Source organism: Novosphingobium sp. TK71, from assembly GCF_055361505.1.
On record NZ_JBSZKA010000001.1, the window covers coordinates 389,186 to 412,443 of the forward strand.

Annotated in this window: 16 protein-coding genes; 6 read left to right on the top strand and 10 right to left on the bottom strand. The window is 60.8% G+C overall.

What is annotated here, in order from left to right; genetic code table 11:
• Positions 1-10: 10 nt before the first annotated feature.
• Positions 11-1,063 (bottom strand): MBL fold metallo-hydrolase, encoded by a 1,053-nt coding sequence (locus ACXJ16_RS18200; protein ID WP_463922956.1) that lies wholly within the window; start codon positions 1,061-1,063, stop codon positions 11-13.
• Positions 1,063-3,831, bottom strand: a complete 2,769-nt coding sequence (locus ACXJ16_RS18205; protein ID WP_463922957.1) for a TonB-dependent receptor — start codon at positions 3,829-3,831, stop codon at positions 1,063-1,065. Before ACXJ16_RS18205 ends, ACXJ16_RS18200 begins: the two co-directional genes overlap by 1 nt.
• Positions 3,832-4,193: 362 nt before the next feature.
• Between ACXJ16_RS18205 and ACXJ16_RS18210 the strand changes: the two genes are divergently transcribed.
• Positions 4,194-4,346 (top strand): type 2 periplasmic-binding domain-containing protein, encoded by a 153-nt coding sequence (locus ACXJ16_RS18210; RefSeq protein WP_463922958.1) that lies wholly within the window; start codon positions 4,194-4,196, stop codon positions 4,344-4,346.
• An 8-nt stretch (positions 4,347-4,354) separates the two neighbouring features.
• Here the strand turns inward: ACXJ16_RS18210 and ACXJ16_RS18215 are convergent, their stop codons facing one another.
• Positions 4,355-4,999, bottom strand: coding sequence for a TetR/AcrR family transcriptional regulator (locus tag ACXJ16_RS18215; RefSeq protein WP_231635480.1), 645 nt, complete (start codon positions 4,997-4,999; stop codon positions 4,355-4,357).
• A 200-nt stretch (positions 5,000-5,199) separates the two neighbouring features.
• Between ACXJ16_RS18215 and ACXJ16_RS18220 the strand changes: the two genes are divergently transcribed.
• The 3 genes from ACXJ16_RS18220 (at position 5,200) to ACXJ16_RS18230 (ending at position 11,987) form a co-directional block, all read left to right on the top strand.
• Positions 5,200-7,503, top strand: a complete 2,304-nt coding sequence (locus tag ACXJ16_RS18220) for a TonB-dependent receptor (protein WP_463922959.1) — start codon at positions 5,200-5,202, stop codon at positions 7,501-7,503.
• 13 nt (positions 7,504-7,516) lie between these two features.
• A complete protein-coding gene (locus ACXJ16_RS18225) occupies positions 7,517-8,836 on the top strand; it encodes a glycoside hydrolase family 1 protein (protein WP_463922960.1) in 1,320 nt (439 codons plus the stop codon).
• Positions 8,837-8,906: 70 nt separating this feature from the next.
• A complete protein-coding gene (locus ACXJ16_RS18230) occupies positions 8,907-11,987 on the top strand; it encodes an alpha-L-rhamnosidase (protein ID WP_463922961.1) in 3,081 nt (1,026 codons plus the stop codon).
• Here ACXJ16_RS18230 and ACXJ16_RS18235 read toward each other — a convergent pair.
• Complete coding sequence (locus ACXJ16_RS18235) at positions 11,984-12,913, bottom strand: LysR family transcriptional regulator (protein WP_463922962.1); 930 nt, start codon at positions 12,911-12,913, stop codon at positions 11,984-11,986. The genes ACXJ16_RS18230 and ACXJ16_RS18235 overlap by 4 nt on opposite strands.
• 101 nt (positions 12,914-13,014) lie before the next feature.
• On the opposite strand from ACXJ16_RS18235, the gene ACXJ16_RS18240 reads away from it, so the two are divergent.
• The gene (locus ACXJ16_RS18240) at positions 13,015-14,064 is read left to right on the top strand and encodes a Rieske 2Fe-2S domain-containing protein (RefSeq protein WP_463922963.1); all 1,050 of its coding nucleotides are present in this window, start codon (positions 13,015-13,017) and stop codon (positions 14,062-14,064) included.
• Between the two features lie 451 nt (positions 14,065-14,515).
• On the opposite strand, the gene ACXJ16_RS18245 is transcribed toward ACXJ16_RS18240, so the two are convergent.
• From ACXJ16_RS18245 to ACXJ16_RS18265, 5 genes are all read right to left on the bottom strand, one after another.
• Positions 14,516-15,997 carry an alginate export family protein gene (locus tag ACXJ16_RS18245; RefSeq protein WP_463922964.1) on the bottom strand — a complete coding sequence of 494 codons (1,482 nt, stop codon included), beginning with the start codon at positions 15,995-15,997 and terminating at the stop codon, positions 14,516-14,518.
• An 86-nt stretch (positions 15,998-16,083) separates the two neighbouring features.
• Positions 16,084-17,391, bottom strand: a complete 1,308-nt coding sequence (locus ACXJ16_RS18250) for an MFS transporter (RefSeq protein ID WP_463922965.1) — start codon at positions 17,389-17,391, stop codon at positions 16,084-16,086.
• A 77-nt stretch (positions 17,392-17,468) separates the two neighbouring features.
• Positions 17,469-18,734, bottom strand: a complete 1,266-nt coding sequence (locus tag ACXJ16_RS18255) for a gallate dioxygenase (protein ID WP_463922966.1) — start codon at positions 18,732-18,734, stop codon at positions 17,469-17,471.
• A gap of 47 nt (positions 18,735-18,781) precedes the next feature.
• Positions 18,782-19,900 carry a Rieske 2Fe-2S domain-containing protein gene (locus ACXJ16_RS18260; RefSeq protein ID WP_054435521.1) on the bottom strand — a complete coding sequence of 373 codons (1,119 nt, stop codon included), beginning with the start codon at positions 19,898-19,900 and terminating at the stop codon, positions 18,782-18,784.
• Positions 19,901-19,923: 23 nt separating this feature from the next.
• Positions 19,924-20,895: a PDR/VanB family oxidoreductase gene (locus ACXJ16_RS18265; protein ID WP_463922967.1), complete on the bottom strand. Its 972-nt coding sequence runs from the start codon at positions 20,893-20,895 to the stop codon at positions 19,924-19,926.
• A gap of 148 nt (positions 20,896-21,043) precedes the next feature.
• On the opposite strand from ACXJ16_RS18265, the gene ACXJ16_RS18270 reads away from it, so the two are divergent.
• Positions 21,044-22,252 carry a LysR substrate-binding domain-containing protein gene (locus ACXJ16_RS18270; RefSeq protein ID WP_324699419.1) on the top strand — a complete coding sequence of 403 codons (1,209 nt, stop codon included), beginning with the start codon at positions 21,044-21,046 and terminating at the stop codon, positions 22,250-22,252.
• A 27-nt stretch (positions 22,253-22,279) separates the two neighbouring features.
• On the opposite strand, the gene ACXJ16_RS18275 is transcribed toward ACXJ16_RS18270, so the two are convergent.
• A complete protein-coding gene (locus ACXJ16_RS18275) occupies positions 22,280-23,161 on the bottom strand; it encodes a LysR family transcriptional regulator (RefSeq protein ID WP_324699420.1) in 882 nt (293 codons plus the stop codon).
• Positions 23,162-23,258 lie beyond the last annotated feature (97 nt).

Consider the following 23,258-nt stretch of genomic DNA (forward strand, 5'->3'; position numbering starts at 1 on the left):
TGGCAGATGCTCAAAACTCGTCGAGATCCTCGGCAATCACGGTGGGGCCGCGATAGGTCGCCGAGATTCTGGCGAGGTAGTCAAGGAGATCCCCCGCACTGGCTGTCGGCGCGACGATGTGTGTAACGACCACCGATTTGACCCCGGCGCGCGCGGCCAGTTCGCCGACCTGCTCGGGTGGTAGGTGGTGGGTCGAAAGGTGCTGGGTCATCGCTGCCATCGCGCGAACGCTCATATCCGGGCTGTTCCGGCGGACGTTGGCCACGGTGCGATCTACGTCGATCATTTCGGAAACCAGCAGATCCGCGTCCTTGGCCAGTTGTTCCACGGCAGGACTTGGGCCGGTATCCCCGGTGTAGGCGATCGTGCGGTCTGGTGCTGCGAACCGGAACGACAGCGATTTGAAATGCCGGTCGGCCGCAGAGCCTGCCGAAAAGGAATAGTGGGTGTTCTGCCGGACTGTGACGGCCACGTCCTCCAGGTTGAAGGTGGAGCCGTCAGTCAACTCGACGACTGCCACGCTGTTGGCAGGATTGGCGCTGGGTTCGCCAGGCAGCCCATAACCCGCTTCCACTGCCGGCTTCATCGATGCCAGGAGGCCGTCCACCACCGCACGCGTGCCAGGTGGGCCGTAGATGGTCAGCTTATCTTCCACGCCGGTTTGGAAGCGCAGACCCAGCACGGCTTGAAGCCCTGCGGTATGGTCGAAGTGCAGGTGACTCAGGATAACGGCATGGACCTGCTGAAGGCGGATACGGGTAGCGGCAAGCCGCTCGAGCGCGCCGTCACCGCAATCGATCAAGTAAGCATCACGCCCGCGCACCAGGAGATTCGCAGGCTGGCTGCGTGGACTGGAAGCAATCGGTCCTCCCATGGTGCCGAGGGTAAACCAGCTGGTGGAGGCATGCTGAGGCGAAACCGGAGCCGGAGCCGGGGCCGGGGCCGGGGACGGGGCCGGGGCGTCCCCCGACGCCGCTGGCTCTGCCCCCGCGTTGGCAAGCGCCAAGGCGGGGGACATCCCTGTTGTGCAGGCAACCGCAAAGGCAATGAGGCCGAGGCGCATCAGAACTTCACCCCCGCACGGATTCCATAAGTGCGCGGCGGCGACGTGATGATGGTGGACGCAGAAGCCGCGTTGTAAGTCAGGCCGGCCGTGATGACGCGATTGTCTTCGATGTTGCGAACGAATGCGCCGATCGACCAACGATCATTCTGCGGCGAGAACGTGATGTTGGCGTTGCTGGTCCAAGTGTCCCCAACCCGCTGCTCCGGCATGTACTGGAAGGCGACGTATCGGCTCGTCTTGTACTGGGTGTCGGCTGACAGCACGATCTTGTAGTCGCCGATGTCGACCGTCTGCTGGGCGCCCAGATTGATCGTCCACTTGGGAGACTGATAGGCTTGGCGGCCGGAGCAGTCGATCTCGTACTGACCCTGCGAAGTCGTGCTCGCGGCGTATGGACACGATGTCAGCGGCGGCGTCGCGCCGATCGGTTCGCGGTAGACGAAGTCCTTGTACTGCGCATCGAGGTATTGAACCTGGGCGGAAAGCAGCGTGTTTCTGGTCGCCAGGAACTGGGTCTCGATCTCCGCGCCCTTGATCGTGGATTGACCGGCATTTTCGGTGAACTGCCCCTGGTTGCCGGCAAGATCGATGCCGGTGTGGTTCACCTGCTGGTCGCGATATTTCCAGTAGAAGGCTTCCACATTGAACTGGAGGCGGTTGTTAAAGAAGCGGTTCTTCATGCCCAGGGTGTAGGCAGTGATATATTCCGGTTGGAACGTTTCGTATCCGACCGACATCGAGAAGCCGCCCGAGCGATAGCCCGTTTCGACGCTCGCGTAGAGCAGCGAGTTGGGTGCCACGTCGAACTCTGCGCCTGCACGCCACGTCAATTTCGAAGTTTTGAGCGGTTGATCGACGACCGTTTGCGCGCGGATGAGGAGCGCGCCCGAGGAGCCGATGGGCGTGACCCCGCCAGGCGGCGGTACGATGAACGGCGCCGGAAGCTGGGTGAAGCTGTCGGTCACCGGCAGCAGCGTGGCCGTTGGGCAGCTCGGTACGAAGTTCACCGTACGGGTGCACTTTACCAGGAACACGTCGGCAGTGCCGTCGAAGTCTTTCTCATCGCGAGTCCAGCGAAGGCCACCTATCAGGCGCAGGCGATCGTTGAGATTGGCAGTCAGTCGTCCGAAAACAGCGTAGGAGCGGGTATCGGACTTGAATTCCTGGTAGGCGTTGAGCGCCTGCTGGGCGAAAGTGTAGTTTCCGTCGACGCTTTCGTCGAAATAGTATGCGCCCAAAATGGCGTCGAAGATGCCTACGCGGTTGGCTGCAAATCGCGTTTCCAGGCTGAACTGCTCATCCTTCTCCTGGATGTAGCCGATGAAGCCGGGGTTTCCGAAGCTGTTGTCGAGATCCGAATAGCGCCAGGCCGGAACAACCGTCAGCGTGCCCGCGCCCGTACGCCATGTGACCTCGGCATTGACGCCATAATAGCTGTTGTCCTGATAGAGGTTTGTATCGAGCGGATCAGCGGTCCGGCCGGAAAGGCCAAGAAACAGGGTCTGGCGATAGGCTTGCGAAGCGGGATCGAGCAGCCCGGTCGACTTGCTCAGCCCTGACGGAACGAACGTATATCCCGTCGAACCAGAGTTGTAGGCATATTGGCCCTGGTAGGCAGCGCCGACGCCCTTGCCGCCCGTATGCGAATAGTCGCCCGCCACGCGAACGGTGAGATCTGGCGTCAGTTCAGCCAGATATTGCACGCGTAGCGCACCGGTCTTGTCGTCCGACATGCCGTCTAAAAGGTAGCCGTCGTGTCGGGTCAGGCTGCCCGAAATCCGCATGGCGCCGTCTTCGCCGACCGGTACGTTGATGGCACCCTGCAGTGTGAGGGCGTCATAGTTTCCGTAGGAAATGTCACCGAATCCCGAGAATTCACCTGGCTTGGGTTTGGCGGGAATCACGTTGACGGCGCCGCCTGTAGCGTTTCGCCCGTAGAGTGTGCCCTGCGGGCCCTTCAGAACTTCCACTCGCTCGAGGTCGTAGAAAACGCCGGTCGCCGAAGTCGGGCGGCCGATATAGACTCCGTCATAGTTGAAGGCGATCGCTGGATCGGAGTAGCCGTTGACGGTGAAATTGCCGACGCCGCGCAAGAAGAATACCGCGTTCGCACCGCCGTTTTGCTGGACATTGAGCGCAGGCACCAGCTGCCCGAGGCCCGCTGCTTGCGTCAGACCGCTTTTGATCAGGTCTCCCCCGCCGACTACGTCAATAGCGATGCCGGCGCGCTGAGCGCTCTCCGCTTTGCGCTGCGCAGTGACCACGATTTCGTTGAGACCCGCCGGCGCTTCGCTGTCATTTGCCGTGGCCTGGGCCGAATTCGCTGGAGCGCTCTCTTGCGCAAATGCCTGGCTCGATACGAGCGCGAATCCAAGTGCTGTGCCCAGCAGAAGTGCCTGACGCATGTCTTTCTCTCCCCTTTGCCGCTTGGTGCGGCCTCTTGTGGGGAGAGGGATGCAGTTCGATAAATAACAGATCAAATTTTTTGTTTTTGTCAGTTTCCACAAACAAAAATGGTAGTTGTGCTCCGTCCATAAAATGCAGAAGCTGCGGAGAGGGGGGCGCGCGATGCGCCTCGACAAATTTGATCTCAATCTCCTGATCGCTTTTGAGCTCCTTTTGGAGGAGCGCAATGTCACGAGAGCCGCCCAGCGGGCCAATCTCACGCAGTCATCAATGGCGCCGCACTTGCCCGGTTGCGGCAGGCCATGAACGATGAATTGCTGGTCGCACACGGTCGGCGCATGATCGCAACGCCGCTCCACGCGCGAAACAAGTGCAGTCCTCGAAGACGGCAGGCTGGATTTTCAGATCATCCCCGAACAGTTTCTTAGCCCTGAGCATCCCAGCGAGCTTCTGTTCGAAGAACGCCACGTAGTCGTGGGATGGCGGGAAAACAGGGTTTTCGGCGGCGAAATGACGCGGGAGGCATTCCACTCCTGCGGTCATGTGGCGGTAAGAATCACCGGCGTCGCGACGTTCGCGGACAAGCACTTCATGACCGTGGATGTCCAGCGGCGGATCGAGGTGACCGCTCCGTCGATCTCCATCGTGCCCTGACTGCTTCCCGGAACGAATCTCCTGGGCGCTGATGCACGAGCGGCTAGCCCGCGTCTTCGCACCATTGTTGCCGCTGGAAATCCGCCCGGCTCCGAGTGAAGTTCCGCTGATGCGTCAGATGATTCAATATCACGCAGCGCGCTTGACCGATGCGGGGATGCTCTCGCTCAAGAACCGCCTGTTCGCCGAGATGGCGGAAAATGGAATGCAGGAAGGCTAGTTGACGACCTAACTTCGTGCAAGAACCGCGGGCAGGTTCTCCATGCTGCCGTCTGGCGCTGCCAGTTCGAGCAGGCGGGATAGCATTTCGACTGCAGCGACATTCTCTTCGCAAACGGGCAGGTGCCTTTCGGCGATAGTCAGTCCCCGCACCGACCATACCATCAGGCGCATCACTGTCCGGGCAAGCGTCATGTCTCCGCCAAAAGCGCCTTGCATGACTTGGAGAGCTCGCGCTTCCACTTCTTCCTGCATAGGAACCACAAGCGTTTCCAGGTGTGCATCGCTGCGCGCTGCTTGAAGGATCTCCAGAACGGCTAGGCCGGAGGGGCGGCCCAGGACCTGCCAGAGCACCTTCGGCCAGTCTCCCAAGCGATTTCCAAGGCCGGTCGATTGCCTGATCCTCTCGTATTCGACCATTTCGCTGTCGAATACATGGCGGACTACATCAGCCATTAGCGCCGCTCGCGTCCCAAAGTGGTGGAGCATAGCCCCTCGGGAAACGCCAGCCCGCTCGGAGATCATTGACGTGTTGGCTGCCGCATATCCGACGTCGTGAATGACTTCGATTGCCGCTTCAAGCAGCGCAAGCCGGGTCTGAGCCGTCCGCTCTTCCTGCGTGCGCCGAACCTTGTTTTTAACCGTCATCGTCATCCACATGTCCAGAACTGACCGATCCTATCGGTGTTCGAAGCAAGCCAAGTCACAAGTCGATCTCCCTGGGCAAGCGCTAACCAACGACTGGAGCGATCACCAGCCACAAAAAACATTCATGCTTGACCGTTTGTATCTTAAATCCGTATCAGCCCGGTCAAGCGTCGGCAATTGGCGCAATTACATGGGAGGGTATTTCGATGCGAAAGACAGCATTCCTAATCGGCGTCAGCCTCTGCGCCACAGCAGGTCCGGCCTTCGCGCAGGACACGGCGTCCGTTCAGGACGATGGCGGGGTCGCAGAAATCATCGTTAGCGCACAGCGCCGTACCGAGCGCCTGCAAGACGTGCCACTCAGTGTCACCGCGCTGGGTTCGGCCGCTCTCGAGGCGCGCCAGATCAATGATCTGAGCCAGATCGCGATTGCTGCGCCAAGCCTGCAGGTTGGCAGTGACAATACCTTCGCCGTCCGTGGCGTCGGCACCCAGGCCTTTGCCACCACGATCGATTCTTCCGTTGCGACCGCCTTCGACGACGTGAACCTTGGCCGCCCATTTCTGGCGCAAGGCATGTTCAATGACGTCGAACGTGTCGAAGTGCTCAACGGTCCGCAAGGTCTGCTCTTCGGAAAGAACGCCTCGGCAGGTCTGCTGAATGTGGTCTCTACGAAGCCCAGGCTCAACAAGTTCGAAAGCATTACCAATCTCGAGCTGGACAGCCGTGAAACCCCCGACGAAACCGGCTCTGCCTGGTCAATGATCGGTCGCCAGACGATCAACGTACCCGTCGGCGACAGCGCAGCTCTGCGGATCAATGGCAGCTATTCGTGGGAGGAACCCGGCACGACGTTCGTGGGGCTGAGGAACGTACGTAACGACCTGAATCGTGAGCAGTACGGCGTTCGCGCCAAGTATCTCCAGGAAATCTCGCCATCGCTCGAGCTTTATGTGATCGGCGACTACGCTGAATCCCACGGCGTCGCGGGCATCTATGACCGCACCTATCGTTCTGTCGGTGCGGGCAGCGTCAACACTGACGCTCTGGCTATCACCGGCATCACTCCTGCAGACAACAACTTCGCATTCGGCGGCGATGGTGGCTACTGGCGCGACCTCAAGCTGGGCGGGGCACAGGGAACGCTAACCTGGACCGCTCCCAACGGAATAGTCGTCAGCAACATCGCCGCGTGGAAATTCTACAATTTCGACAGCCAGCTCGATACCGACTTCACCAACCTCGACGGTGCTAGCCGTAACTGGTCGCATGCGAACTATGACCAGTTCTCCAACGAGTTGCGCGTGGCATTGCCGGCCGGCAACCGGCTCTCGGGCCAGGCCGGTCTCTACTACTTCCATTCGACAATCGATCAGAAGGGCCAGATCGCGGGCAACAACTATATGCCCAGCTTCCTGTTGCCGGTCTTCCCGTTCTGCGTCGGTGGATCGGCGGCCACCGGTTGCCCATACTCGAACAGCTATTTCCTTGGCCGCGACTACATCTACAGCATGAAGACGGACAGCTACGCCGCCTTCGGTCAGCTGACCTATAACATCACCGACGGCCTCAAGGTCTTTGCTGGCGGCCGCGTGACTCGTGATGAAATCTCGATCGACCTCGATCAGGTCCAGGACGCCTACTTTGTTCCGCTGGCGGTTCCTGGCAGCTTCAATCAGGACTATGGTCACACGGATTTCAGCTGGAAGGTCGGCGGCCAGTACAACTTCACGCCGGACGTGATGTTCTATGGGTCATACGGCAGCGGCTATAAGGGGCCGGGATTTAACGACACCGCTGCAACGGCGGACGCAAACCTCGTTGTGCGGCCCGAAAAGTCCTACACCGGCGAAATCGGTTTCAAGACGAGCTGGTTCGATCGCCACCTTGTGTTCAACATCTCGGCTTTCCACACCAAGTTCGACAACTATCAAGTCCAGTCGCTCGATACCAATCTGCAGGCCTTCGTGGTTCAAAACGCCGCATCGGTCACGACCAAGGGCATCGAGGCCACCATCAACGCTACGCCGGTGGATGGCCTGTCGATCAACGCTTCGGGAACGCTGCTGGATTCGAAGTTCGGCAACTTTCCTGGCGCCGAGTGCTATCCTGGACAGGGCTGTTCTTCTTTCAACGCCAAGGGCCGCCGGACACCTACCTCGGCAAAGTTCACATCGTCCCTCGAAGCGATGTACGAGTTCCAGACTTCGGGCTCCGTGCATCCCTTTATCGAGGCGAACTGGTATCATCGCTCGTCAATCAATTACTTGATCAACCGCGCTCCGGGGGCAAAGGTCCCGACGCTCGACATGATCGGGGCAAGCGCCGGTCTAAACCTCGACAACGGCATGCGGATCTCGATCTTCTGCAAGAACTGCACAAGCGCATACAATCCGAATTTCATCGGCCTGGACTCGGGCGATGCGATCGCCGGCGTCGCTACCTACCAGCAGCAGTTCGGCTTCGACTCGGTTCGCACCATCGGCGCCAGCCTCCAGTTCAAGTTCTGAAGAAGGAAAGCGCGTGATTGATCGCATGACCCGCCGCAACATCCTCAAAACGGCGGGCACCGGTCTGGTACTCGCGGGGGCATCGCCCCTTCTCGGCGCATCTCCGCGAGTGCAGCGCAGACTACCTCGTGATTTTCTGTGGGGCGCAGCCACAGCAGGCCATCAGGTCGAGGGCGGAAACATCAACAGCGACAGCTGGGTGTCGGAACATCTGTCGCCCAGCTCGTTCCCCGAACCGTCCGGCGATGCCTGTGACAGCTGGAACCGCTGGCGGGAAGATATCGCGCTCGTCAAGCGAATGGGCCTGAACACCTATCGCTTCGGGATCGAGTGGTCGCGCATCGAGCCTGCCAGGGGCGAATGGTCGCTGGCTAGCCTCGCACATTATCGAGCGATGGTGGATACCTGCCTGGAGCTGGGGCTGAAACCCATCATCACATTCTCGCATTTCACCGTACCTCGCTGGTTTGCAGGCAACGGTGGTTGGGAGAATCCCGAAAGCGTTGAGCTGTTTGGCCGCTTCTGCGAGACAGCAGCCCGGGCGCTGGGCACCGGCTATGGTCATGCCCTGACGTTCAACGAACCGAACCTGGCGGCCCAACTCTCCTGGCAACCGGAGTTTCGCCAGGCGATGAACTATTTTGCGATGGGCAATCAGCAGGCGGCCAAGATGATCGGTTCCGATCGCTTCGCTTCCACGTTGACCTCGGACCCTGCCAAAACCCTCGCGAACACCATCGCAGCCCACCATCGCGGTCGCGAGGCCATCAAGTCGGTGCACCCGAGCGTGGAAATCGGTCTCAGCCTTGCAGTGGCCGACGAACAGGCATTGCCGGGTGAAAGTGCACTTCAGCGCAAGATTGCCGAAGTGTACCAGCCTTGGTTTGACGCAGTGGCCCAGGACGATTTCGTGGGGGTTCAGACGTATGGACGCGCTGTTGTCGGACCCGATGCGGATATTCCGCCACCTGCCGGCGCAGAAGTCACGCAGACCGGTATGGAGTTCTATCCCGAAGCGCTCGAAGTCACCGTGAAATGGGTCGCCGAAGCAACCGGCCGCCCCATCATTGTCACTGAGAACGGCGTTGCGACCAACAACGATGACCGCCGAATCGCCTATATTGATCGCGCCTTGGCTGGACTTGGCCGGGCAATGGATGCCGGTACCGACGTTCGCGGCTACATTCACTGGTCCTTGCTCGATAACTTTGAATGGAATCGGGCATATACCGCGCAGTTCGGCCTGGTTGTCGTTGATCGAAAGACCTTCGCGCGCACGATCAAGCCTAGCGGGCCGCATCTCGGCCGCTACGCCAGAACCAACAAAATCTGATCGCGCCCGCAACTGAACGGGGGCCAGAAGTGCGGCACACCGCCCAAGGCCCCGGTTGGAGAGGAGACCAATGCCGAACATCGATCGCCGCTCGCTTCTCGTAACCGGGGCACTCGCTGCAACGACGGCGGCCGGATCACGCCCCCGTTCTGCTTTAGCGGCGCAGGCCATGAAAATCGTCGACCTGAAAACCGCCGGACGGTTGAACCCGATTGGCATCGGCGAACATCGCCCTGCCTTGTCGTGGCGAATGGAGGGTCCCGCCGGAACTGAGCAGAAGGCTTGGCGCGTGTTGGTCGCTTCATCGCCTGCAATTCTTGCCAGCGGTCGCGGGGACCTTTGGGACAGTGGCCGCGTAGAAGGCAGCGCTTCGACCGGAATTCGATATGACGGTGCCGAACTCGCAAGCACCCGCCAATGCCATTGGAAGGTTTGCTGCTGGAACTCAGCGGAACAGCGCGCTTGGAGCACGTCTGCAACGTGGGAAATGGGCTACATTGTTGCTTCAGACTGGACCGGAAAATGGCTGGCTGCCGAGGCCATGGATGAGCGTATCGACCGTTTGGCGGCCCCCGAATGGGTGCTTGGGTCATCGCCAGGAACTGACAAGCCTCGAGCCTTCCGTCTTCCCTTTACCAGTGGCAAGGGGCCGGCAGTAGTTACAATCGTCGCCGACGGCGCGCTTTCCAGGCTAGCAATCGACGGCAGACCACTCACTCTGCCGGCGCGCGATCCCAATGCCTTCGGCGGCGCTCCTGCAGCCAAATTCGAGTTGGAACTGGGCGAAGGAGACCATCTGCTCAGCGCATTGGTCGCACCTGTTCCTGGCTTTTTCGTGAAGCCAACGGTGATGCTCGCATCGCTTGTTCGGGTGACGACCCAGAACGGAGCTCAGGCAAGAATCGCCAGTGGTTGGCAAACTCAAATGCCAACGGAAACGGTCTGGAGCATGGCCGACAAGGCGGAAAATCAGCCGAACTTCCCGTGGCCGCCGACGCCTGCTCGGATGCTGCGCCGCAACTTCTCAAGCAAGGCTACAATCGCGCGAGCACGGCTGCACGTTGCCGCGCTTGCCGGTTACCGCTTCTGGATCAACGCCGCCCGTGTCGGTGATGATGAATTGCAAGCTGAACCGGTCGACTACAGCAAGCGGGTTCCTGTCAGAACCTATGATGTAACCCACCTCCTGCGTCAGGGAGACAATGTCGTCGCCGCGTTGGTGGGGGATGGCAACTTCGCCAGCTATCAAGCTCCGGAGGGGCGGTATCCCTACTTGGGAGCGCCCCGACGGTTCCAGGCGGTTTTGGAGATCTTCGGTGATGACGGGGCAATCCAGCGCGTTGTCAGCGACGGCGATTGGCGACACAAGACTTCGCATCTCACGATGTCGGAGAACTACGCGGGCGAAGATCAAGACCTTCGTCTCTTGCCTGATGGCTGGAATGCGCCGGGATATGACGACACTGGCTGGGAAAGCGTATGGGAAGCGCCGGATCCCCAGCTTTCCTTTTCGGCGGCCATTTCCGAACCCGTCCGAGTGATCAGAGAGCTTGTGCCACAATCGATTGTGAAACTCGGCGAAAAGCGTTTCGTCGTCGATTTTGGGCAGAATTTCGCGGGGCGAGTGCAGCTACGAGTCGACGGCAAGGCTGGCGACGTGATCACGGTCAGTCACGCAGAGGTGCTTGGCGGCGACGGAGATCTTGATCGCCGCAACTTGCGCGCTGCACGCGCGCAGGACCGCTACATTCTCAGGGGGGGCAATGAAGTGCTTGCTCCCGTTCTGACTTACCAAGGCTTCCGGTACGCTCGGACCGAGGGTCTGGATATCATCGACAAGACGATGGTTACAGGCCTTGTCCTTTCCAGTGATATTGGTGAAATCGGCACCCTCCGGGTTGAAGAGCCGCGCGTGCAAAAATTGTGGCTCAATGCCCTTTGGAGCCAACGCTCGAACTTCATGGGGATTGCGACCGACTGTCCTCAACGTGACGAACGCCTGGGGTGGACGGGCGATGCGCAGGTATTCTGGGATGCCGCCAGTTTCAACATGAATACCAGCGGCTTCACCCGCTCTTTTTGCCGCGCCATGCGCGATGCTCAAGGCAAGAGCGGCGCATTTCCGTTGTGGGCTCCAAATCCGGCCGGCTTGGGCTGGGGCACGCCATCAGCGACACCGGGATGGGCAGATGCCGGCGTAATGCTGCCTTACATCAGCTACCTGCACAGCGGCGATGCCACGATCGTCGATGAGAACTGGCAAGCTATGACGTCCTACCTCGACGGAATTCTGGCTACAAACCCGGATGGCCTATGGGCAAAAGATCGAGGTGCGGATCTCGGCGATTGGCTGGCGCTTGATGCTAAGAGTCCGATGGATGAAACAACGCCGAAGGCTTTGATTGCCACTGCGATGCTCGCCAGATCGATCGGACAGGTCGCTCAAATGGCGAAATGGACAGGGCGCACCGATGAGGCCGGGCGCTGGCAGGCGCGGCTCGAACAGACCAAGCGTGCATTCCGGCAGGCATTCGTTGCGGAAGATGGGACTGTCGGGAACGGCAGTCATTGCAGCTTTGTCCTGGCGCTCAGCCTTGATCTGCTGACCGATAAGCAACGCGCCTCAGCCGGCGCGCTGCTTGCGGCCGATATCCGCCGTCGGGGTACGCTCCTTTCCACCGGCTTTCTGGGAACGCCGTTGGCGCTCGATGCTTTGGCAAGCATTGGCGAGGAAAAGCTGATTTGGGATCTTCTGCTGCGCCGCGACTATCCCTCCTGGGGCTACATGGCCGACCACGGCGCGACGACCATCTGGGAACGTTGGAACGGCGATACCGGTGACATCGCGATGAATTCGTTCAACCACTATGCGCTCGGTGCTGTCTGCGGCTTCCTCTACCGCCGGGTCGCCGGAATCGCCCCAATCGAGCCTGGCTTCGCACGGTTTGCGGTTTCGCCCGTGATGGATGATCGCATCCCATCGGCAGGCGCCACTCTGGAAACCGTGCGCGGGCGGGTCGAGACGCGTTGGAGCCGAACACGCCAAGGCCGCGTTCTCGAAATTGTCGTCCCCAGCAACTCACGAGCGACCGTGGCCTTGCCAAACGGTCCAGTCGATATCACGGCCGGTTCACACAGGTTTGTGACCTAGGCACTCGTCGGGGATGGGTCGCGGCCGAGAAAGAGTTCAGCGATAAGCCGGCGTAGCCACAAAACGGCGGGATCGTCCTGGGCCCGGCGGTGCCAGAATTGTTGAAGGCTGATCATCGGCGACGGCAGAGGCGGGGCGATGACCTTGAGGTGGGCCATCGTCGCAAAGATACCCCCGACCGCAGCCGGGACGGTGCTGATCAGATCGGACCCAGCTACCAGCAGCGGCACACTCATGAAGTGTGGTGACTGAAGTTGGATTCGCCGTGATAGGCCCATTTCCCTCAGCTTCGCTTCAAAGAGTTCCTGGCTTCGACCGCGCTGCGCGACGACGATGTGCCCGAGGCCCAAGTAAGTCTGCAGTGACCAGCCAACGTTCGCGTGAGGATGGTCAGCGCGTGCGATGCAGGCAAAGGGATGGTCGAAGAGTTTTTGGGTCAGAAAATTGCTGCCATCCAAATCGGGGAAATAGCCGAGAGCAAGGTCCACCGCACCATCCGCCATAGCTGCCTGGAGTTCGTCCGGAGCCATCGACCGCGATTGAAGGGTGATGCCGGGCGCGCGTACTGCCAGTTCGGCCATGAGGCGGGGGAGAAAAACCAGCTCCCCGATATCCGATGTGCTGATGGTGAAGCGACGATCGGAAGATGTTGGATCGAACGTTCGCTGGGCGAATATCTCATCTTCAAGCGAAGCCAGCATTTTGCGCAGCGGTTCACGCACCGATTGTCCAAGAGCGGTTGGCTGCATGGTATTGCCGACTCGGATGAGCAGCTCGTCCTCAAACTGAGCCCGAAGCTTACTCAATGCGAAACTGACATTGGGCTGACTCATCCCTAGGCGTCTGGCTGTCGCATTCACACCGCCCTCCTCGAGAAGCGCGTCAAGGACGATGAGGAGGTTGAGGTCGAAATGTCTGTAGTTCACTGAGGTTATCCGTTTTAGGAATAAGCTATATCAGAATAAACAGTCCTGCAAATCGACAGGTGCCTCGTTATCGTATCCTCATAACGAGAGAGGATCTGGCCGTGGCCGATGCAATTTTTCTAAAGAATTTGTGGTACGTTGCGGGTTGGAGCAGCAATCTGGCACCGGGTGATCGCGTCGGGCGTACTTACCTTGATGAGCCGGTCGTACTGTGGCGTTCGCTGGACGGTACCGCATTCGCGCTGGAGGATCGTTGTGCCCATCGCGCCATGCCGCTTTCGGCAGGCGTGGTCGACAATGGCAGCATTCGGTGCCCGTATCATGGCTTGGAGTTCGGTGGTGACGGCAAGTGCACGCGCATTCCTGCTCAAGATCGAGTTCCAGAAACGGCGCGCGTCCGGGCCTATCCCATCGTTGAAAAGCAGGGGCTCATCTGGATTTGGATGGGCGCTGCCGACCGGGCCGACAGTGCGCTGGTTCCTGATTACCCAATCCATGAAAATCCGGCCTACGCATGGCGAAGCGCTCATTTTCCGGTGAAGGGTAACTGGCAACTGCTGATCGACAACCTGATGGACCTGTCGCATCTGCCATACATTCACGCGAACACCATCGGCGGTGACCCCGAACTGCACTTCAAGACGAAGACGCAGTCAGAAAAACTTGCCAATGGCGTGCGCGTTGTTCGCCACATGCCTGCTTCTGTCCCGCCTCCGACTTATGTGGATGCTGCTGGTTTCAAGGGGCGCATCGATCGTTGGCAAGAAATTGAGTTTGCGCCGATCAATATCAGGATTCACACAGGAGCCTGCGACGCCGGGACTGGCGCCTACGAGGGCAATCAGGAGAGCGGGTTTTCGATGCGCGGTTTTCACGGCATTACGCCGGAAACGGCCACGACGACCCACTATTTCTGGTCCATGGCCACGAATATCCTGGACAACGGTATTCCTGACGAGGTCTTTGAGCAGACGGCGCGGACATTCCGCGAGGACCAAGAGGTGCTGGAACTGCAACAGCTTCGCATTTCCCAAAACCCATCGGCACCGATGATCGACATCGCCAGTGACGTTGGAGGGCGGCATACCCGCCAACTGATCGCCAAACTATTTCGGGAGGAAGCGCCCGCTGTTTCGGCTCAGGCCATATAGAAATCGAATCAGTTCGGCCAAATGAGCCATTCCTGATTGTCGGGAATGACCGCTATCAGGATTCCTTTGAAAGCGAGGGCAGGATCGGGCGGTTGCTGCCGATGCATCATGAGTAACCTGAACGCTGGAGGTGTCTGGTTTCTTTAGCCAGGCCCTCCGAAGCCGAAAATCGCGAGCTTTCCACTCCGGCAGTTTCAGGATCACCTTCGTCTCGGTGAACGGAGGGCGGCTTTCAGAACACCAAAATGGGTGATGAACGGCCGCTATGTTGGCGACAACGATCGTAAAATGAGCGGTGTTGCTAGTGGATTTTGCTCAGTTCTTTGCGGGCTTCGAGTTGCGTTAGCCCATCACAGAATGGAGGAGACGACGGGGGAGCGGTGAATGATCATCATGCCCGATCCACTAGGCGGCGTGTTCGGCGAAACGGCAACCTGCGATCCCGTAGCGATCAGAAGCGGATCTGCTGCCAAACGCCGACGTAATTCGAACTCTTGCCGCCGCCGGCCCGGAAGGCGTCGCTGGCGACCCAGCGCGTGAAGAACAGGCGATAACTGAGGTTTTTGGTGACATTCCAGTCTGCCTGGAAATTGTACCCGGTGCCGATGTAGGAAGAGCCGACGGGGCGAATGCCCGGATAGTTTGTCGGCCCCTGATAGGTCGCATCGTTTTTCGTTTCGCGCCAGAAGAACTCCGGACCTGCCACGAGTGTGAGCGATTTGGCAGGTTTGACCGTCAGGTTCGGGTAGAGATCGACGATGTTCGAGAAGTTCAGGAAACCGGCATCGCCGAAAAGCGGCAATCGCGGGGCAGGAGGCGCAAAAGTGCCCAGCGTGCCGTTGTTCGGCTTACCGTCGCCACTGAACGCGTCGAAACGTAAACCCAGCCGGGGCTGCAGCGGTGTCGATTTCGGCAGGCTGTAGCCAAAGTCGCTGTTGAACCCCCACGCCCGGATATGATCTCCGGCGAAACTGCCGGTCTGGTACGTCCCCTCGGCGTCGTAGTCCCACGCGCCGCTCTTGCCGCCGATGCGCATGCCCCAGCTCCGGCGGTGCTCCTCGCCGGTCAGAAGCGCGAACTTCGCGACTTTATTGAACACGTCGTAGTGATAGATGTCGATCTGCGTGTCCGGCAGGATCAGTCCTTTGGCGGCCGAGATGGTCACGCCGTTGAAGTGGCGGTCCGGGTTCGCCTTATCGTCGAAAGACCCTTCGAACAATTGCATGGGCCGAACGGCAAAGGCGTCAATCCGCAGCTTGTGCTTGAGGATGAAAGTTCCGCGCACCCCCTGATAGGTAAAGCGAACGTTGGTACCGTCGCGAAGGCCGACGAGCTTGCCATTACCGAGCGGCATCTCGAACCGGCCCGGACGGATCGTAACGAGTGCATCCTCGCCAATCGGGATCGTGATGTCCGCAAATATCTGCTGGAATTCCAGCTTGTCATGATTGGGCGGTGTCTTGAGCGTCGCGTCGTATTCCCTGTTGTGCCCCAGTTCGCTGAAGATACGCAGGTAAGGCGTGATGTGAAGGTCGGTGACGAGCCGAAGCCGCTGTCCGAGGTTTGCGTTTTTGTCGTCCGCGTTGGCGCCAAGGCTCTGGTGCGACCAGTTCTGGTAGTAGTAGCGGATTTCCCCACCTACGGAGAAGTAGACGTCGTCACCGATCACCGGGACGTGGCGCAGGCTCTCCAGCGGGTTCTTCCTGCGATATTCGGGATCGGCGGCGGCTTTCCAGTCCTCTGTCCAGCGCAGGCTTTGCGGCATGCCGGAGGGAGCGGGAACGCCGCCCGGCACGGGTTCGGGCACAGGGGGTGCAAGGGGAACCGGCGCCGGCGAAACTTGTGCAAGCGCGGCCCCAGGCAGCGCGGTGGCAGCCAAGCCCAGCAAGGCAGCGCGCAGACGGCGCATTTCGGGTGATTTTTGCGTATTCACGATGCGACTCTCCCTGGGCCGGGCCTCCATGAGCCCGGCCTCGAATTCATTCTTGCTGGCCAATTCCCGGTTTTGCGGGAGCCCGTTCAGGCGATGGTGCTTTCGCGATATCTGAAGGTCAGAAGGACGATGCCGGCGAGCAAGGTTCCGCAAGCCAGCATCACGGCGACAGGGCCAAGCGACCAACCCCACGTGAACAGCAACCCGGCAATGACCGGCCCGAGCGCAGCGCCTGCCCGGCCGGCGCCAATCACAAGCCCGGTGCCGCCGGCCCGCAGATGGGCCGGGAAACATTGCGCGATCACGGCGTAGAGTCCGGCGGTCGCGCCATTGGTGAAGAAGCCGCCCACGCAGGCCATGATGGACAGCCTGGCCAGCGTCGTCGGCCAGTACCCGAACACGCAGAGCGCCGCAGCTCCGCCGAACATCGCCGCAGCGACCAGATAGCGCACACTGAAGCGCTGGCTCAGCAGGCTGACGCCGAGCGAACCGAGTGCGCCCCCGACATTGGCCCAGACCAGCACGCCGCCTGCAGCCGCCGCCGCGAACCCCATGTCGACGACGATCTTGGGGATCCACTTCACGAAGAAGTAGAAGCTCATCATGTGGCCGAAGTAGATCAGCGTCAGCAACAGCGTGATCGAGCGTATTCCAGGCGCGAACAGTTGGGCGACGCCGGTGCCGGCGACCTGCACATCGCGCGGCGGCAATGCAGAAAGCGGCGCGCGGCCCTGGCGGACCATCGTGCGATTGATCTTCTCCAGCGCCCTTGCCGGTCGCTTATGGACAAGGAACGCGATCGTTTCCGGCACCAGCCACAGCACCAGCGGGATGAAACACAGTGTCGCCAGTGCGCCGAACTCGAAAACCGACTGCCAGCGGCCGGTCGCAGCGAGCAGGGCGGAGGCGATGCTCCCGCCAACGATCGCGCCGATCGGATAGCCCCCCGCCATGATCGCAACCGCAAGGTTGCGACGGCGCGCGTTCGAACATTCCGCCACGATCGCTCCGGTCGCGGCCAGCATTCCGCCTATGCCGAGCCCGGTGAACAGGCGGAAAGCCGAAAGCATCGTCACGTTGCCTGCAAGCGAGGCCAGCGCCATGCCAGTGCCCATGATGGCGAGGCAGCCCAGAATGGTCGGACGCCGGCCGAACCGGTCTGCCAGATTGCCGAGCAGGAATGCGCCGATCCCCATGCCGATCAATTCCATCGACAGGACGAACCCGAGCGCGGCGAGCGTAATCCCCCACTCGTGAGCGATGCCGGGCGAAGCGAAACTGATCGAGAGCACGTCGAAACCGTCAAGTGCATTGAGCGCGGTGGCGGTCGCCACTGCGAGGACCTGCCGGTAATGCATGGGCTCACGCGCAATGATCGCGCGGGGATCTTCCATCGTATTCTCCCATTACCGGCGCAGGCCATTCTGCGTGGCCAGCCCGCCGGACTTGTTCTGCCTGGTTGAAAGGTCGGTCAGTTTCCGACCGGGGCGGCGACCGAGTAGGTCACCTGCTGATTTCGGGTTTTCTGGAAGTCTTCCACCGTCTGCCCGCGCATGCCGGCATAGATGTCCAGATTGGAAGCGCCCGAGATCGCCGCCAGCTTCTCCAGAAGGAAGAAGACGACGCCGTAGTGGATCAGGCCCCGCCAATCGCGGCGGCGGATCAGGTCACGCTCCTCATCGGTGATATCCGCAAGGGCCAGTACGCTTTCCTCGTCCGCCTGGAATGCGGCGCGCGTCTCGGCGTCGATGAGGCCATGCAGGAACTTGTTAACCCGCCAACCGCCAGCGCTCCGTTCGAGCGTATAGGGATAGGTTCCCTCCAGCTGGTTCGCGCCCGCAAGCTCGGCATCCATCGCTTGGCGATGTTGCTCTGCTTGGGCCTCGCTCATCGGCGCCGCTTCGTTCTCGTAGATCGCGGTTGCAATCGCGCACATCGAGGGGAGATAGTAGCTCTGATGAACCTTGCGCACACTCGCCGAAAGCGCGCCGCGCATGATGAGCCACATGATGACCTCGGACCCTTCCATGCCGCCGAGCCTGGCGTAGTCGGCATGGGTGAGGCGCGTCAGTGCAATCGGGTCTTTTTCCAACAATTCGAGGAATTCCTCATCCCACGGCGTGTTGTTGAACCCGCAGCGTTCGCCATGGACCTGATGCGAAAGACCGCCGGTAGCGACGAGGGCGACCTTTATATCCTCCGGATAGCTCTCGATCGCCCGGCGCAGCGCCTGCCCCAGTTTCCAGCAGCGCAGGGCCGTCGGGATGGGGAACTGGAGCACACCGACCTGCAGCGGCACGATCTTCGCCCGCCATCCCGCCGCATCGTGCGGCAGGAGCACCGAAAGCGGGGAGAAGATGCCATGATCCAGTCCCTTGTCACGGAACGTGCTCATATCGAACTCGTCGGTCATCAGCGATTGCACGATGTGGCGAGAGAGGCCCGCATGTCCGGCGATGGGCGGCATCGGCCGCGGCCCGCCGCCCTCGTCCGCAACAGCGTAACTGTCATCCACGCCGAGGCAGAACGCCGAATAGTGATCGAAGAAAAACGACGTGATGTGATCGTTGTAGATCATCAGCAGGACGTCGGGCTTGCGGTCTTCGATCCATCGGCCGATCGGCGCATAGGATTCGAAGATCGGCTTCCAGGCCGGATCCTCCTGCTTGTTCGCGTCGAGCGCGAAACCGATGGTGGGGGTGTGCGAGGTGGCGATCGCACCGATGATGGTTGCCATGGGAGCTCCGGAATCTCAGAAAAAGTGCATCCGCGTCGCGATCGGGATCAGCGCGCTTCGGCCATCGCCAGACGGTACATGATCCGCCGCGCCATCAGGCCGGGCTTGTCCGGCGCGAAGCTCAGGTCGAACTGCTCCTCGCCGTCGGTACGGACCACCTCGTTGATCCACTGCAGTGCCTCGACATCTTCGGAATAGGCCTGCGTGTGCGCTTCGAGCATGAAGCCATCGATATCCGCATCGCCCGGCAGATAGTCGCGCGAGTTGAACCACCAGTAGTGCATCGAATCGTTCGTCTCGGGCGTGAAGACGTGGGTGATGTTGTAGCGATAGAGCGCCGGCTTGCCCTCATCCGGCTCATGGACGCGGACGCGCGCATAAGCGGTGTGCAAGGCAGGCGAAACGAAGCGCGCCTCGGAGGTGCGGTCAACGCGCTTGTCCATGATCTGTGCAGGCTTGCCGTAGACACCCGGCGGCGAGGAATTGAGCAGTTCGCGCCGGATCACCACCTGGTTGTCCTCGGTAGAAGCGCTCAGCTTCGAGCGCGCATATTCAGGCGTGCCTACCGTGTCGGGATGAAGGAAGGGAAAGTGCGTCTGGTCGATCAGGTTCTCATGCATCGAGACGTAATCGGCATTGATATGGAAATCGCCGGAAACGGTGCCCCATTCGGGATCGCTCAGCCACCAGGTGTCCGGAATCAGCGCCTCGTCGGCAAGATCGGGCGCACCCATCCAGATCCAGGTCAGCGGACCGCGGTCGGCAATCGGAAATGTCCGCACCGCAGCGGTGGCCGGCACGTTGGCGAGCGCGGGCAGCTTGGCGCAGACACCATCGGTCCCGAACTCCATGCCGTGATAGCCGCAGACCAGTTTGTCACCCACCAGCTTGCCTTTCGCAAGCGGGAAGGATCGATGCGGACACCGGTTGCGGAGAGCGACTGGCGCGCCGTCCAGAGTGCGATAAAGCACGACGTCCACGCCCAGCAGCTTGCGCGCAAGCGGGGTGCGTCCGATCTCGGTCGAGCGCGCACAGGCATACCAGCAATTGCGGATGAGCGGGGTTGTATTGTTGGCGAAGGAGCCGGAATCCTGCGGCTCCATGGCCGCAAAAATCTCGTTGTCGGTGCGTTGCCGGGCGGGTGCCTCGGGGTTGGTCGTAGTCATGGATACGTCCTGTTGTCCAAGGATCAGAGATCGAGTTCGAGCACGCGGCCGCGGATGCGCGAGCAGCAGATGGTCATCTGCCCGCCCGCGACGTGCTCCTCGTCGCTGAAGAAATGGTCGCGGTGATCGAGCGCGCCGTCGCAACCGGTCACATCGGCGATGCACAGCCCGCATTCTCCGCGCCGGCAGTCCGCGTAAGTCTCGACACCCGCGGCCTCCAGTGCATCGAGGATGGTGATCCCGGCACCAACCGGCACCCTTGCCCCATTCTTCAATCGGACCTCGAAGCTCTGATCATCGGGCCTGTGCGCCGCGTTGAACACTTCGTATCGAATGCGCGCCGGATCCCAGCAAAGCTCCTCTGCGGCCGACACGAGCGCCTGGATCATTCCCGAAGGACCGCAGACATAGACCTGGGTGCCTTCGGGCTGCGCGGCGAGAAGCGCCTTGAGATCGGGCATCCCGCCTCGCTTGGTTTCGATCACCGCGAGGCGACCGCCGCACAGCGATTCCAGTTCGCCGACATAGGCCATGGCACCGCGTTCCTGGCCGATGTAAACCGCCGAAAACGTCTCCTGCCGGGAGCCGAGGGAACGTGCCATTGCGAAGATCGGGGTGATCCCGATGCCGCCGGCAATAAGCAGGTGGTTCGGCAGGTTGCGGATCAAGCGAAAGGCATTCAGCGCGCGCGATACGCGCAGCCGCGTTCCGACTTCGAAATTGCCATGGATGAACGCCGATCCGCGCGAGCGGTCCTCGCGCTGGACGGCGATCCGCCAGAACGGTTCGGATGCTGCACCTGCGTCGAGTGCGCCGACCACCGAATAGTGCCTAAGGAACCGGCCCTCGCTGCCGCCAAAGCGCAGTTCCACATGGCTGCCGGCTTCGGCGGGCGGTAACGGGCGGCCATCGGCGGCCCCGATGAGAAACTCCGAGATACGGTCTGTAAGATTTCGCCGCCCCACTATGACGGCGTCCAGGTACTTGTCCTGCATGGCCTCTCCACTGCGCAGCGCCAGATCATTCGGGCTGGCGAACCTGCGCTTTGCTTCGGCACGGACCTACGGAACCGGTCGCAGCCTCGCTTATGCAATTTGCAGAAGCGTCCTTGCGAAATAGGTATAATACTGGCAAGTGGGCGCTATGGCCCATGAAACCGAGCCGCTCATCTCGATCAAGCAATTGCGCGCGATCGTGGCCGTCTCGGAACATGCCAGCCTTGTCCGCGCAAGCGAACAACTGGCGATCAGCCAAAGCAGCCTATCACGCCAGATTGCGGACGCCGAGAAAGCGCTGGGCCGCAAGCTGTTCCAGCGCGGCTGGAACGGCATGGAGCCGACATCATTCGGGGCCATCATGATTGTCCATGCACGCCGCATGATGACCAGGATCGTACAGGCTAGCCGCGATCTGAATGCGCTTGGCGCCCATGCCGGCGATCTCAGCTACCATCTCAACTGGTTCGTTCTCGATGTCGTCAACGCTGTCCGCCGCACGGGAAGCGCCTCGATGGCCGCCGATTACCTTTCCGTCTCTCAACCAACGATCAGCCGAACGCTGGCTCAAGCCGCCGCTGCAATCGGGCAAGCCCCCTTCATCCGCATCGCCTCGGGCATGGCCCCAACGCCCTGCGTTCCGATACTGGAAACCCTTCGCGGCGAACTGCGCGAGGAAGCCGGTCAGATCATGACGGACCTGGGTGCTCTGGCCGATCAGGTGACGGGACGCGTCGCGATCGGCCTCCTTCCATTTTCAGAGCAGGATGTCGTGGTGGAGGCGTTCTCGGTCCTTATCCGCGAGCATCCCCATTTACGGCTGCAGGCAGTGACCGGAAGCTACACGGCCCTCACCGATGCCCTGCGCCGCGGCGAAATCGATCTCATGCTGGGGCCACTGCGCGGAACGGCAGCGCCCGGCGCATTGCGTGAAACCCCGCTTCTCGACGAACACCTGACGATTATCGCCCGCCCCGGGCATCGGCTGACAGAAGGCCATGCCGAACTTGAAACCCTGATCGGCGAAACCTGGGTCGTCGGTCCGCACGGCACGCCGACCCGGCAGTTCTTCGAGGCGTTCCTGCTCGAGCGCGGCATGACACCGCCAGCCCAGATTTGCGAAATGGTGACTTTCCCGCTCGCCGAAAAACTTGTCCTGGAAAGCGATGCGGTCGGACTTCTGACATACTCTTCCCGGCAGAAGCTATCGCTACACGAGCGGCTCGGAACCGTATCGTCCGATTTCCCCGAAGCGGTGCGCAAGATCGGGATCACCTGGCCCGTCGGACATTCCCTCTCCCTGCCGCAGGACCTCTTCCTGCAGGTGCTGCAGCGATGCCTGCCGCCCGAAAGCTGAAGCCGCCGGTGTCAAGGGCGGGAACGGTCAGCCTCGGCGCTGCGATTCGATCATTTGTAGCAATGCATCTGCGGGTTTCGTCCGATACCGCTCCTTGTGTCTGAGGCCGTAAAATGGCCTTGGCCGAAACTCTATCCCTGCCTTGTACAGCGTACCGGCGGCTATAGCCGGCGCGACAACCAGCGAGGACAGAACGGCGACGCCCGCGCCTGCCTCCACGGCGGTGCGGACACTCTCGTTGGAGGGCAGCACGAGTGCGATGTCGAGCGATGCCGGATCGATGCCAAGATCGCGCAGATGGCTGTCGAGGGTGGAACGCGTGCCGGACCCTTTTTCACGCATCACCCAGCGAGCCTTTCGAAGCCAATCCGCGTCGATCGGTTCGGTCGTGAACGGCCGGGACTGGACGAGCACCAGCCGATCCTCGCCGATGGGCCAGTGGGCGACAGCCGGATGATCGATTTCGCCTTCGACGAAGCCGAGATCGGCATTGCCGTCATGGACATGAACCGCCGCCTGCTGGGTGTTGCTGATCGTCAACTCCACACCGAGTGCCGGGTACCGCTGCTGGAACACCGCCAATAAGGGCGGAAGCCAATAATTGGCGATGGTCTGGCTGGCGACGACACGCAGCGATCCTCTCTTGAGACCGCCCAATTCTTCTAAAACCGTCTCAGCAGCGGTCGCTCGCGCGAGTACGCCGCGGGCTTCGGCCAGGAACAGACGCCCGGCTTCGGTCAGCGTGATGCCACGCCCGACACGATGGAACAGCTTGATCGCGTGACGCTCCTCCAGCGCCGCAATCGCCGCCGAAGCTGCCGACTGGGTAACGTTGAGCGCGCGGGCTGCAGCAGTCATGTGCTCACGCTCGGCCACGCCGACGAAGATGCGAAGCTGCTCCAGAGTCATAAACGACGCATACCACAATCAATATGATTTAACGATCGGAATGATAAAAAGTCCGGGTTGGATTGATTGATCGATCGGCCGTAGCTGGATCTGCGAA